Consider the following 15,109-nt stretch of genomic DNA (forward strand, 5'->3'; position numbering starts at 1 on the left):
ACCAAACTACAATCTCTTTTTTTGTTTAAATTACTTCCACCAAATCCAAGTCCAAAGGTAATTTCGTACATTTCGAGGAGTAATGCGAATGAAGCGTTCACCGTCAAAGAAGCAATTTAAATTTGGAAGTGTTTCATCTGGATTTTCTGGAACAAAGGTGACGATGTTTTCGTTACTTGTAACGGTTACTGTAATTGGTGGATCGGTAGGCGAGACTTGAAGTTGTAACGAAATATTGGCCGTATTTTTAAATTGATTATTAACAGGTGGACTTATTACTTGTACTGTGAATAACACGATAATTGTTTCGTTTGGCTCTAAATTAGTGGCAACTAGGAAACCGATATTCGGATTCGCTAGTGGAGAGCGTTCACCGTTAATAAAGACAGTGCCGTTTATAAATTGTAAACCTGCTGGAATGGTATCTTGTAAAGAAATATTTGAGAGTGAAATTTCGGAAGTATTTGTAATACGCACCGTGTAATCAAAATATTGATTTAAATAAGCTGAGCTGACGGAAGCATTTTTCGTGACTGTTGTAGTTATAAATTGAACTGGTATACGAACGATATTTGAATTAACAATGAAAGTAATAATTGGATCCTGTGGTGTCAATTGAAAGGCAGCGGTAACTGTTGCAGAATTTATAATTGTACTATTTGAAGGAATAGAAGTTACGAGAACTTGGAATGTTATAGTTGCTACTGAATCTGCAGGTAAAGAGCCGATATTAATACCAGTGTCTGGACGAACATTTGGAACGGGAGTACCGTTAATTGTTACGCTGTTTTCTATAAATGTTGTACCAGCTGGAATTGTGTCTATAACAGAAGTGCTGATTGTCGGAATTGGGGAGTGATTAAATACCGCTAATGTGAATGTAATGATATCCCCTATAACGACAATAGATTTGTCAGTTGTTTTTTCAATACGAACCATCGGATCAATGACTGTCGTTGTAACGGTATTTGTTTGCTTTGTAATTGTAATAGGTGGTTTTGTTGGATCAATGATAACGGTATAGGAAACAGAAGCATCGTTATTAATTGTAGGTTGAAGAGTAGAAGAAGATATTGTCACTTGGAACGTAATAATGACAGAGTCATTAGGAGCAAGATTTCCTAACGTAATACCATTTTCAGGATTCTCATTAGGCTGATTGATTCCGTTAATCGTAACACTACCAGCAACAAAAGTCGTATCTATTGGTATGGTGTCTATAACAAGAAGGTCTTCAATCGTTACATTACCGCTATTCATAATCGTAATTGTATACGTTAAAGTTTGAGCAGGTAAGGCATTCGTTACATCAACAGATTTTATGGCAATGACATTATCATTTTGGACAGTAGTTGTGACGGTATTTGTTGTAGTCGTATTTGTAACGGGTACGTTATTTGGGTTGACTATATAGTTAAAAGTAGTAATTGCGTTGTTGTTTAGTTCATTTGGTGTTGGAATAGTAGTCACAGTTACTTGGAATGAAACGATAGCATCTCCATCTACAATTATAGTACCAATTGGTATGCCGCTTACTGGATTCATTCCTGGAAGAGTTTCTCCGTTTACAATGACGCTATTTTCTATAAACGTAGTACCTTGAGGAATAATATCTTGAATGATTACATCATTTACTGCAACATTACCGGTTTGATTTAGTGTAATCGTATACGTTAACGTATCACCAACCGTTGCAAATGCAAGGTCAACAGCTTTATTACTATTCAAATTCGCGTGATTAATTTCTGTTGCGGCAGCTGATGAAATAATAGTTTCGGTAATAGGTGGTCGATCTGGTACCGTGTATTCATATTCAATTGTACTCGTGTTAGAGATTGGATTTGTTTGTGGAATCGAAGTAACTCGTACTTGGAATAGAATAGTTGCTGTCGTATTAGGCGGAATGTTATCAATTTGTATACCGTTAAGAGGGTTGTCATTTGGCCGAGCGTTGCCGTTCACGATAACACTATTCTCTATAAAGCTCGTATTTGCTGGGATGATATCTGTAACAATAATGTTTTCGACTTGTATATTTCCGTTATTTATGATGGAAATTGTATAAGGGATGATAGTTTGTAAGTCAGCATATTGGATAGGCGTTGTTTTTGTCGCAATTACATTAGCAGAAATAACTTCAGTGAAAGTAATATTGCTAGTCGATATTTGTTCTTCCACGTTTATTGTATAACGAGAAGTTGATTGATTTTGAACATGGCCGCTAGTAGGAAGAGCTACGACGGTAACAGAAAATGTGACTGGGATAGAAATGTTAGGAGCAATCGTTCCTACAAGTATACCTGCACTTGGGTTGGCGTTAAGCTGAGGAATGTTATTTACTAAAACGCTACCGTCAATAAAGGTTGTTCCATCAGGTATATTGTCTGTAAATACAACAGCAGTGGCATCCGTATTCCCTGTATTCGTTAAAGTTGTTGTATAAGTTAAAATGTCACCAATTGTTACAGAGGTCAGATCAACCGTTTTAAGTGAAACGATATCAGCATCATTAATTTGAACGAAAGTAGTATTGGAAGTCGTAGATTTTTGAATTGGTGCAAAGTCAGGATTGAAAATAAAGTCGTAGACGATGTTTGCAGTATTAGGTGTTGGATTTACAGCAGGTAAATTCGTAACGGAAACTTGGAATGTTATTGTAGCCATTTGATCTGCTGCAACATTAGGAATGGAAAAGCCGATATTCGGATCTGCTGCAGGAAGTACAGTATTGTTAACTATTACACTTCCTGGAATAAATACTGTTCCATCCGCTATAGTATCTGAAAAAAAGATGGAGTTAGTTGTAGTCGATCCATTATTTTGAATGAATACTGTATATTCAATGGTTTCATCAATGTTAGCTAATACAGTATTAGCGGATTTTGTAGCAATAAGAATAGCATCAATAAATTGTATATTTGTACTATTGGAAGAGGTTGTTTCTGAAATTGGTGGTGCGCTTGGGTCTGGTCGATACTCATAGTGAATGACGGCGATATTATTAATGTTATTTTGTGGCGGTATAGAGACTACGCTTACTTGGAACGTAACAATAATCGTATTATTTGGAAGAGTTATATCAAGATTGATACCGGTAATTGGATTTTCGTTAGGTCTTGGTACGCCATCTACAAGAATGCTATTTGGAACGAATGTGGTACCAGCAGCAATTGCGTCAAGTAGAAGCGTATTTGTAATAGGTATTGTACCAGCGTTTGTAACTGCGACTGTATATGTGATGATTTGACCGATACGTGTAATGGATCTATTGGCGGATTTAATGGCGCTAACATTTGCTGTCCGTACTTCAGTATTTACTGCATTTGATAACGATCTACGCTGAATAATTGGAGAACTAGGGTCAATTTGGTATTCGTACGAAGTGTCTGAAATATTAATGACTGTATTGCCCTCTGGTATATTTGTAAGTTGTACTTGGAATGAAAGAGTGACTGTTTCATCTGGTTGTATCGTGCCGAGAGTTACGCCATTCTCTGGGTTCGCACCAGGCTGGATGACATTATTTATTGCTAAGCTATCTTCAATGAATATAGTACCTTCCGGAATGTTATCAATGAACACGGTATTGTTAGCTGGAACGGTTCCTATATTTTGTAGTGTATTTGTGTAGGTAATAATTTGCCCGATTGATACGAAAGTTACATCCGCGCTTTTAACAGAAATAATATTTGCGTTTTGAAGTGATGTTGTAACAATGTTAGAATTTGCAGAGCGATTTACTGGTGGGGCTGTAGGGATACTTACATATTGGTAAGTTGCTGAAGATTGATTTACAATTTCGGTTTCAGTAGGTGGATTATTTGTTTGCACTTGAAATAGTATCGTTTTGGAACTGTTTGCTGGGATTGTTCCAATCGGTATTCCGTTTTCTGGATTTACACCTGGCTGAAGGACACCGTTAATTGTGACACTATCGAGAACGAATGTAGTCCCAGCTGGAATAGAATCTGTGAAATTAATATTTATTGCGTCAACATTACCGATATTTTTCACTTCAGAAATATAAAGTATAGTTCCACCGATATCTACAGTTGTTGGATTGGATGTTTTTGTAATTGTCAATTGTGCTTGCACGAAATTTGTAATGACGATATTACTAGTAGATGTTTCAGTAATAGGCGGTTGCCCTGGGTCTGGTTGGATTGTATATGTTGTATTGGATTGATTTGTAATCGATTCTTGCGAGAGTGAATCGTTAATAAGAATTTGGAATGAAATAAGATGAGTAGCGTTTGCTGCTAGGGTAGGTAAAGTAACACCTACATTTGGATTAGCACCAAGTATAGTTGTTCCGTTAAGTGTAAAACTATTTTCTACGAATGTAGTATTTTGGGGGATAGTATCTGAAAATATGAGATTCGTAGCTGGAATATTTCCGGTATTTTCTAGTGTTATTGTGTAAGTCAAAATATCACCTGTTGTTGCTTGTTGTGCATTGACTCCTTTTAAAGAAAGGATAGTCGCATCCGAAATTTGTGTGAAAGCTGGATTCGAAGTAATTGTTCGAGAGATGATAGGAGCAGTTGGATCGGCGATAAAAGTATAGTCAATACGGGCTGTATTAGAAATTGGGTTCACGCTTGGAATAGATTGAACGATAACCTGGAATGTTACAGTGACGATTTCTGACGGTGTGATGGGGTTTACTGGTATTCCTACGTTAGGGTCGGCACCTGGAACGGAAACACTATTAATAGTTACGCTATTCGGAATAAATGCAGTTCCTTCTGGGACCAAATCTGTTAAAGTAACTGTATTTGCAGTAGTATTTCCGTTGTTTTGAACGACTACTGTGTAAGTGATTGTACCGTCAGTAGATTGTACGAGAGAATCTGTACTTTTAATTGCGGATAACGATGCATCAACAACAGCTGTATTAACTGTATTAGACGAGGATGTTGCTGTAACAGGAGGTTGACTTGGATCGACAATATACGTGTAACTTGTAAGTGCTTGATTTATAATCGCTCCTTGCGGCGGGATAGAACTTGCAAGAAATTGGAACGTAATAGTAGCGGAATCACCTGGTGCGATAATACCAACTGGAATACCAAGAGTTGGACTTGCATCTGGAAGTGAAATCCCGTTGAGCGTAACACTATTTGGAACAAATAATGCTCCTTCAGGAACTCCGTTAATGAGTAATACAGAGTTTGCAGGGAAGTTTCCAGTATTCGTTAATGTTGCTGTATACGTAATTACATCTCCAATAGATACGATTGTTCGATTTGCTTGTAAAACAGTTGTAACAGTTGCGTTATTAATTTGTGTTGAAGCGCTATTAGAATTTATCGTGCCTGTAACAGGAGGAGAGGCCGGATCAACGATGAATGCGTATTGAATAGATGCTACGTTTGTAATCGGATTTGAAGGTGGAGTTGATGTAACTATGACTTGGAAAGTAACGGTTAAGGAACTACCTGCGCTAACTGTTCCGACATTAACTCCATTATTTGGATTTGAGCCTGGAATGGTACTTCCATTTACAGCAAAACTATTTTCAACAAAGGTCGTACCTGCTGGAACCATGTCTGAGAAATTTACATTCGTTGCATTTGTATTGCCGCTATTTTGAATCAAAACTGTATAAGTGATCGTATCTCCAATATTTGCAAAGGCTGTATTAGCAGTTTTTACAGCTGAAAGTATTGCTGAATTAATAGAGGTAACGAAGACGTTCGTTTCCACATTGCCAGGTTGAGCCTGTAATGCATTGCCTACGTTATATTGGAAGTTAACAAATCCTAAGTTTTGGAGTTCAGGTGTGAGCGTTGTTGGATTGCTTACAATTTGAACTTGGAATACGATTGTTACGATTTGATTTGGAGTTATTGTATTTATGCCAACGCCGTCAATGATAGAAGCGGATGGTAATGGAGTTCCATCAACAACAACTGATCCTACAACAAATTGTGTCCACGATGGTATAGGGTCTGAGAATACAACATTGTTAGCTGGAATATTTCCTGTGTTCGTAATCGTTGTTGTATACGTAATCGTATCACCGATCGTTGCAAATGTTTTATCTCCTATTTTAGTAGTGTTTAAAATTGCACTTTCAATTTGTGTTGAAACGCTATTAGAAGCAATGTTTTTTGAAACTGGAGGATTAGCTGGATTAACGATATGCTGGAAGCTAACGCTAGCTTGATTAGTAATTGGATTTATAGGTGGAATTTCATTGGCATTAATGTGAAATGCTACGATTACAGACTGGTTTGGCGCGATATCACCAATTGGAACGCCTGTAATGATATTTGCATTTGGGATGCTAGTTCCGTTCAGTGTAAAACTATTCGGTTCAAATGAAGTTCTGTCTGGAATAAGGTCGGTAAAAATAACATTTGTTGCACTAACATTGCCGCTATTTGTAATTGTAACGGTGTAGGTAATATCCTGCCCGATATCTACCGTAGATACATTTGAATTTTTTTGTGCAGTAAGAATAGCACTATTAATTTGTGTGGTCGTTGTATTAGATTGATTGGACGTTGTAATAGATGGTTGGCTAGGATCAACGACATAATGATATGTGATAGAAGCAGAATTAGAAATAGGATTAAGTGTAGGAAGTGTGGTAACAGTTGCTTGGAATGTGACGATTGCTGCATTACCGCCGTTAATGGAACCAATATTTACACCAGTAGATAAATCAGCGTTTGGAATGGTTTGCCCATTAACTGTGAAACTATTTGGAACGAAACTTAAATTACTATCAAGAATATCGATAATAGTTACATCAGTTGCAGCCGTATTCCCGGTATTAGGGAGGTTAAGTGTAAATGTTATTGTATTACCAATATCCGCGAAAGTAAGATCTGCTGTTTTTGTGCTAATAATAGTTGCGTTGTTTATTTGAAGAAGTGTAGTGTTGGAAGTAGCTGCACTTGAAATGGGAGGATTAACAGGATCAACAGTAAACTCATACATCGTTGCTGCTGTATTTGGTGCAGGATTAATAGGTGGGATGCTGTTCACCGTAACTTGAAAGACGATACTATATATTTCATTTGGTGGAAGTGTTGCAAGTAATACGCCTGTATTTGGATTCGCATTCGGTTGTAAAACGCCATCGACCGTTAATGTGTTAGGAACAAATGTGAGTCCACTTGGTAATGCATCTGTGAATACTATATTAGTTGCATCGGTATTGCCTATATTGGTAATGGAAGTAGTATAAAAAGCAGTTTGCCCGATATCTGCAAAGGATACACTTTCATTTTTCGTCATAGATAATATTGCTTCTTTAATTTGTGTTGAAACAGGATTACTAATTGAAGTTTCTGCATCAGGTGGTGAGACTAATTGGTACGATGTTGATGAGAAATTTACAATTGGGTTTTGGGTTGGTAATGAGGTCACATTTACTTGGAATGAAACAGTTATTGTAGCCCCAGCTGTTATTGGCCCAATATTTACACCGTTTGTTGGATCCGCACCACTTTGAGGAATTCCATTAATAGAAAATGAATTTGTAATAAATGTAGTTCCGCTCGGCATAGCATCTGTGAAAATAACATTTTGTGCGGAGGAATTTCCATTGTTTGTTAAAGTGACAGTATAAGTGAGTGTATCTCCGATGTGGCTAAAAGCTTTATCAACTTGTTTCGATGAAAGAATGGTAGCAGTATTAATTGTAGTAAACGTTGTGTTTGAAGTAACATTTCTTGAAACAATCGGTGCATTTGGATCAGCGATAAATGTGTAAGAAGCAGTAGCGGAATTGGCAATAGGATTTTGAACAGGGGTAGAAGTAGCGGTCACTTGAAATGCTATAGATATTGAGCTGTTAGGGGCAATTGATCCAATCGTTATGCCTGTATTAGGATTCAATCCAATTTGTGTGGTTCCATTTATTGTAACGCTGTCAGTAATAAATGTTGTGCCATCTGGTATAAGATCAGTGAAAGTAATATTCGTTGCATTTGTATTACCGCTATTCGTTAAAATTGTCGTATAGGTAATGGTATCGCCTAGTGTTACAAGCGTTTGATCGACCGATTTTATCATCGTTATCATAGCATCTAATACAGGGTTTGTAGCAATATTCGTTGAAGTAGAGGTAGTAGCAGGAGCGCTGTTAGGATCAACAGTATAAGAATATAAAATTGTGTCATTACCCATAATCGAACTGGAAGGGGGAACAGAAATAACATTTACTTGGAAAGTAACAGTTACTGTTTCACCAGGAGCGATATTTGGTATGTTTACTCCAAGTGCTGGTTGCGCACCAGACTGCTGAACACCATTGATTGTGACTGAATTTGGTATAAAGGTAGTGCTAGCTGGAATAGAGCTTGTGAAAGTAATATTCGTTGCGGCTGTATTTCCTGTATTGGTAATAGTAGTTGTATACGTAATCGTATCTCCAACTGAAACTATAGATTTATCAGCACTTTTTTGGGTTGTTAAAATTGCACTATTAATAGTTGTCGAAACCGCATTAGATACATTCGTTTGTGATACGGCAGGTTGGCTAGGATCGACCACATGTGCAAATTGTACAGAACTAGAATTAGAAATTGGATTTATACTTGGAATGTTTGTAACAAGTACGTTGAGAGTAATCACGGCCGTTCCATTTGGGTTTATATTTCCAATCTGAATCCCGTTAGCTGGATTTCCGATTTGCTGTGTACCAGAATCGTTTGTAAGAGCTCCGGAAATAAATGTTGTTCCGTCAGGTAAAATATCTGTGAAAATTATATTTTGTGAAGTGACATTTCCAGGGTTACTTAATGTAATCGTATAAGAAATTGTATCGCCAATTGTTGCGAAAGTTTTATCTACAGATTTGATTGCCACAATTTCCCCAGAATTTATTTGTGTCGAAACGGGATTAGATGTCGTATTTCTTGAAACGAGTGGTAAATTAGGTCCTGTCATAAATTGGTAATCAATAGAAGCTCCGTTTACAACAGGTGAGTTTGGACCCCCAGGTCCAATTGTGAAAATTGGATTTGGAATGCTAACTACTTGCACACGGAAGGTAACGTTTATAAAATCTCCTGCAATAATATCCCCAATTGGTATCCCATTCGCTGGATTTACCCCAGGTAATAAAACCCCGCCTACTCGAACGCTATCCTCTATAAACACTGTATTATTTGGAATTGGATCTGTAAAAATGATATTCGTAGCAGTTGTGTTTCCTATATTATCCAATAAAACAGTATACGTTAAAAATGAATTTCCAGGTGCTACGTCAGAAAATAGTCGATCCACACTTTTCGTTGCTTGAATAATCGCTTCGTTAATTTGAACTAAAGTTGGATTACTTGTAGCTGTTTCTGTCACAGGCGGCTGGGTAGGATCAACAATGATCAAGTATGTTGTGCTAGATTGGTTCAAAGTTGGATTGGTAGCTGGTATTGAGCCAACGATAGCTTGAAAGCTAATTGTTGTCGTTTCTCCAACTGGAATTGAGTCTAAAGAGATCCCGCTATCTGGTCTAAATCCAAGTTGTGGGATGGTATTAATTTGTACGCTATCAGGAACGAATGAAAGTTCAGGTGGTAATATATCGATAAAAACAGGTGTGTTTGCGGTAGTATTTCCGCTATTGGTGAGGGTAGTTGTATACGTAATTGTATCTCCAACAGCAGCAAAAGCACTGCTTGCAGTTTTTGTTGCGATAACAGAAGCAGTATTTACTTGTGTAAAAGTTTTATTAGATTTAACTGTTCGTGAAACTGGCGGTTCATTTATATCTACAATAAAGCTATATTGAAGCGATGATTTGTTAGGGATTGGATTAGGATTTGGAATCGTTGTAATGTTTACTTGAAAACTGAGTATAACGGATGCATTTGAATTTATGTTGCCAATATTGATACCATTTTGTGGATTTGCATTAGGAATAGTTGTTCCATTTACCGTAAAACTATTTGGAATAAACGTTGTACCATTTGGAATTACATCTGTAAAAATAACATTGTTTGCGGTAGTATTACCGGAATTCGTAATGGTAGAAGTGAAAGTAAGTGTATCTCCAATAGTAGCGAATGTTGAATTGACATTTTTATTTATAGAAAGAGTAGCATCAATAATTGGAGTAACCGTCGTATTCGTAATTGTACTACCAACAGCAGGAGATTGGTTTGGATTAACGGTATATTCATAATTTACAAGAGCATTATTTGTTAATGTGCCACTAGGTGGTATCGCTAAAATTTGTGCTTGAAAAGTAATGAATACAGTATCTCCTGGCGAAATATCTGCCAGGTGAACACCAAGTGATGGATCTAATCCTGGTTGTGGAACATTATTGATAGTTACGGAGTTTGGGATAAATGAAGCTCCTGCGCCAAGCCCATCTGTTAAAACAGTTGCACTAGCAGGGATATTACCTGTATTTGTTACTGCAATCGTATAGGTAACAATATCACCAATTGCAGCTGTCGGTGTATTCACAGACTTAGTAGCGACAATAGTAGCGTTATTAATTTGAGTTGTTATTACGTTACTTAACGTATTGGCGGATGCTGGAGGTAAGTTAGGATCTACGACATACTGGTACGTTGTATTGCTTTGGTTCGGGATTGGATTTGGATTCGGGATAGAATTTACTTGTACTTGGAATGAGATGATTGTATTTGCATTCGGATTTATTGGGTCGATTGCAATTCCGCTTGCTGGATTGACATTAGGCAGTGTATTCCCGTTTACAGTAACACTATTAGGAATGAACGATGTCCCGTTTGGAATTACATCTGTAAATATTACATTTGATGCAAGTGTGTTCCCGTTATTCGTTAAAGTAGTCGTGTACGTAATAATATCATTTACGTTAGCAAACTGTTTATCTGCCGATTTAGTAGCAGCAATTGAGGCGTTATTAATAGTTGTCTGTACAGTGTTAGAAGCAACCATCTGCATCACAGCGGGTTTGGATGGATCATACGTATATTGGAATGTTGAGCCTGATTGATTTGTAATTGGGTTTACAGCAGGGATAGTTGGTACAAAAACTTGGAATGCAACGGTGCGTGATGAATTCGCTCCTATCGTACCAATTGAAATGCCGTTAGCAGGATTTGCATTAGCTATAGGGACATTATTAATCGTTACAGTATTAGGAATGAAGAGGGTACCCGTTGGAATGATATCTGTAAATGTTACATTAGCAGCAGGGATATTCCCGTTATTCGTTAAAATAGTCGCATATAGTATGACATCACCAATATCAGCGAAGTTTGTACTCGTTAGTTTTGTAGCAACAATATTAGCAGTATTAATTTGTGTAGTTACTATATTGCTAGCAGTGTTTCTAACAAGAGCAGGTAAGTTTGGATCAGCGATAAAGCTATATTGAAGTGAAGCGCTGTTTTGAATTGGGTTTGGTGAAGGTAGCCCATTTGCACTTATTTGAAAAACAATCGTTGTAAAACCACCCGAAGGAATGGAGCCGACTTGAAGACCGGTACTAGGGTCTGCACCTAGTTGTAAAGCACCACCTATAAAAATACTATTTGGTACGATAGTGGTGCCATTAGGGATTATGTCGGTAACGATAACATTATTTGCTGTAGTATTGCCAAGATTAGCTAAAGAAATTGTATATGTGATTGGTTGCCCGACATCGGCGATAGTTAAATCTACTTCTTTGACAATCACTACATTTGCTAAATTAATTTGTGTACTTACAGTGTTACTTACAGATGTTTCTATAGTTGGTGGATCGCCCGGATTTAGAATAAAGCTATACTGTGTACTAGATGAATTTAATGTTGGGTTTTGTGTTGGTAAAGAGGTGACGGTTACTTGATAAGAGACAGTAAGTGAGCCATTAGCAGCAATGGAAGGTAGTGGAACACCTATATTTGGATCTGCGTTATTTTGAAGTACACCATTAATAAGAAAAGTATTTGGAATAAAGGTGGTACCGTCTGGATTCGTATCTACGAAAGTAGGGCTATCAGCAGAAACACTTCCTGCATTCGTCAAAGTAACAGTATAAGTTAATATATCCCCTACGGTAGCGAACGCTTGATCCACTGTTTTGGCTGAAATGACATTTGCATCGTTTACTTGAGTAAATGTAGTGGTTGAAGTAGTGTTCTTACTTACAGGTGAAGTGTTTGGATCAACGATAAAGTTATAGGAGATGGAAGCGCTATTTGAAATAGGGTTTGGATTTGGAATGCTAGTTATTACTACTTGGAATGAAGCTGTAATTGTAGTATTAGCATTGATGCTACCAATATTGATGCTAGCTGGTGTAACGCCTGGCTGAGTAACACTGTTAACTATAACGCTGTTTGGGACAAAGGTGGTTCCATTCGCAATTGAATCAGATAGTAATACATTGTTCGCTGCAACATTTCCATCGTTAGTAAGAGCAAAGGTGTAAGTTAATACATCGCCAACTTCCGCAAACGTTTTATCTACAGATTTATTAACATGGAGATTTGCTAGTCTAATTGTTGATGTAACAGAATTAGAATTTGCTGTTTTTGAAGTTGGTGGCAAACTTGGATTTACAGTGTAAATATAAGAGGCGAAAGCGTTATTAATGATAGGATTTTGGGCAGTGATGTTAATGACTGTTACTTGAAAGGATAAGGTAAAAGTAGCTCCACCAGGAATTGTGCCGATAGGTAAAGCAACGAGAGAATCTACATTCTGCAAAACTCCGTTTAGTGTTACAGTACCAAGAGTCAATATCGTTCCGTTTGGAAGTGGATCTGTTAGTTGAACGTTATTAGCGGCTGCATTTCCGCTGTTTGTAATAAGGATTGTATAACTTATCGTTTCGCCAATTGTGGCAAATTGTTTGTTAGTTGATTTTGTTAAAGTTAAATTCGCATTGTTAATTTGAGTGGAAACGAGATTAGAAGAAATGTTTTTTGTAACGGGAGATTGGCTAGGGTTGACGGTATATTGATAAGAAGCGCTTGATCCGTTAGATACGACATTTGACGCGGGTATTGTGTTTACTACTACTTGAAATGCAACATTTTTTATTGTGCCGCTTGGGATAGATCCAATGTTCACGCCGGTAGCGGGATTTGCGCCCACCTGTGTCGTGCCATCTATTGTTAAACTGTTTAGAACAAAAGTTGTTCCAGTAGGAATGATATCTGTAAAAATAACATTGTTCGCATTTGTATTACCTGTACCTGTAAAGGAAACGGTGTACGTTAGTGTATCACCAATATCTGCAAAATTTTTATCTACTGCTTTTGCCATTGTTACAGTAGCGTTATTCACTTGAGTAGATACGATATTGGTCGTATCAGTCCCACTTACTGCAGGTTGATTTGGTACAGGAATGTATTGATATGTTGTTGTACCACTATTTAATATTGGATTTGTTTGGGGGATAGAAGGAACGAATACTTGAAATGAAATAGTAGTAGTAGAATTTGCGGCAATGGATCCAATTGATATACCATTAGCGGGATTTGCGCCAGCTTGAGTAACTCCGTTCACAGTTACACTCCCTGGAATGAAAGTAGTCCCGCTTGGAATCGGATCCGTATATATAACATTTGTTGCAGCGATATTTCCTATATTAGCTAAGGCAATACTGTAAGTTAATGTTTCACCAATATCGGTAAAAAGTTTGTTGACTGATTTTGTTCCATTAATATCTGCCAGGTTAATTTGTGTTCCAGCAGAATTGCTTGTTGCAAGACCGTTAAAGGTTGTTCCTCCGGCGATTGGTGTATATTGAAATGTAATATTCGCAGTGTTAGAGATAGGATTTTGATTTGGAAGAGAAACGACAGTAGCTTGGAAGGTTACTGTGCGAGAAGTACCATTATTAATTGTTCCAAGAGATATACCAGCCGCGGGATTTGCATTTGTTTGTGGTACGTTATCTACTGTTACAGTGCCGGGTATAAAAGAAGTACCGTTAGGGAGACTATCTATAAAAATAGCGTTATTGGCAGGAAGAAGCCCGGTGTTAGGGATAGTAACTGTATAAGTGAGAATATCTCCAATTGCAGCAACGCTTTTATTCACGCTTTTCGTTGCTTGAATATTTGGGGAGTTTATATTAATTTGTAAGCCAACTGTATTTAACATATATGCATCTCCGTTAGTAGTTAAACGGATTGCGGCGGATACTTGTGAGTTTGTTAAATAAGAGGAAATGTCAATGGAAGTAATGTCCCAGCCCTGTCTTCCTGCGGAGATGTTTGTACTTGTAGAAGCACTTTGATTTCGCGTTCCAAATGTCCCTGTTGTATCTAAGTTTCCTGCAGCATTATTAACTTGAGAACCGAAGAAATTATTTATAGCATTGTTTGGTCCGGATAAAGCATTTAATGAACTGAAATTTGGTCCAAATAAAGCTTGATCCCCGGTTAAATCTGCATCTCCTTCGGTAGAACTTAAAAATAATCTCCCGCTTACTGGTCCTCCGGAAGGTGTTAAAAATCCAGAAACAGATACATCGGCACTACCAGTTTCTGCAGAAACACGGTTACCCGCTACATAAATGGTTAAGTTTCTTGCTGGCAATGTGCCGTTTTGATAAGCGACGATAAGCGTCCATCCAGCCGAATTAATTGTTCCATTAGAAGCATCTATAGGATCTACAAGTCCAGGAACCGATCCTGTAGTATAGGAACCAGAACCTCCCGCTTGAATAAGAGTTGTTACGTCTGCCGAACGAGTGTAAAAGCCAAATGTAATAGAGTTTGAAACAAATGTTTGATTTGAAGCCGTAACAGCTGAAGGAGTAATCGAGTATGTTGAAACAGGTGTTGAAAAAGAAACTGGGTTTCCTAATACACTCGTAATGTTTTGATCACGAGATAAATAGTTTCCACCCCAAACGAGTTCGGCGTAAAGAATAGTACTACCAGCAGGGATATTTAAAATAGCGGTAGAACTATTTTGTGTATAGTTTAACGTTGTACCAGCAGGAAAAGTAGGTACTTGTAAAGCAGTATTCGTAGTTGCGAATGCACCAATTGCCCCGATTGTACCAGCACGGTTTTGATTACTAATTTTACTTAAGCCTAAAGTATTTCCTGTAATAGCGAGTGCGCCGTTAGTGGTGGTAGAAAATCGATTCGTAATGGGCATGTTGTCACCTCATTTACAATATAGTCTTGGTCAAAATAACATATGT

Annotated in this window: 1 protein-coding gene; it reads right to left on the reverse strand. The window is 37.5% G+C overall.

What is annotated here, in order from left to right:
* Nucleotides 1–30: 30 nt before the first annotated feature.
* Nucleotides 31–15,063: a DUF7507 domain-containing protein gene (locus tag MR170_RS02790; protein ID WP_242307133.1), complete on the reverse strand. Its 15,033-nt coding sequence runs from the start codon at nt 15,061–15,063 to the stop codon at nt 31–33.
* Nucleotides 15,064–15,109: the final 46 nt, after the last annotated feature.

The organism is Bacillus cereus group sp. BfR-BA-01524 (assembly GCF_022662595.1).
Classification (GTDB): Bacteria; Bacillota; Bacilli; order Bacillales; family Bacillaceae_G; genus Bacillus_A; species Bacillus_A thuringiensis_S.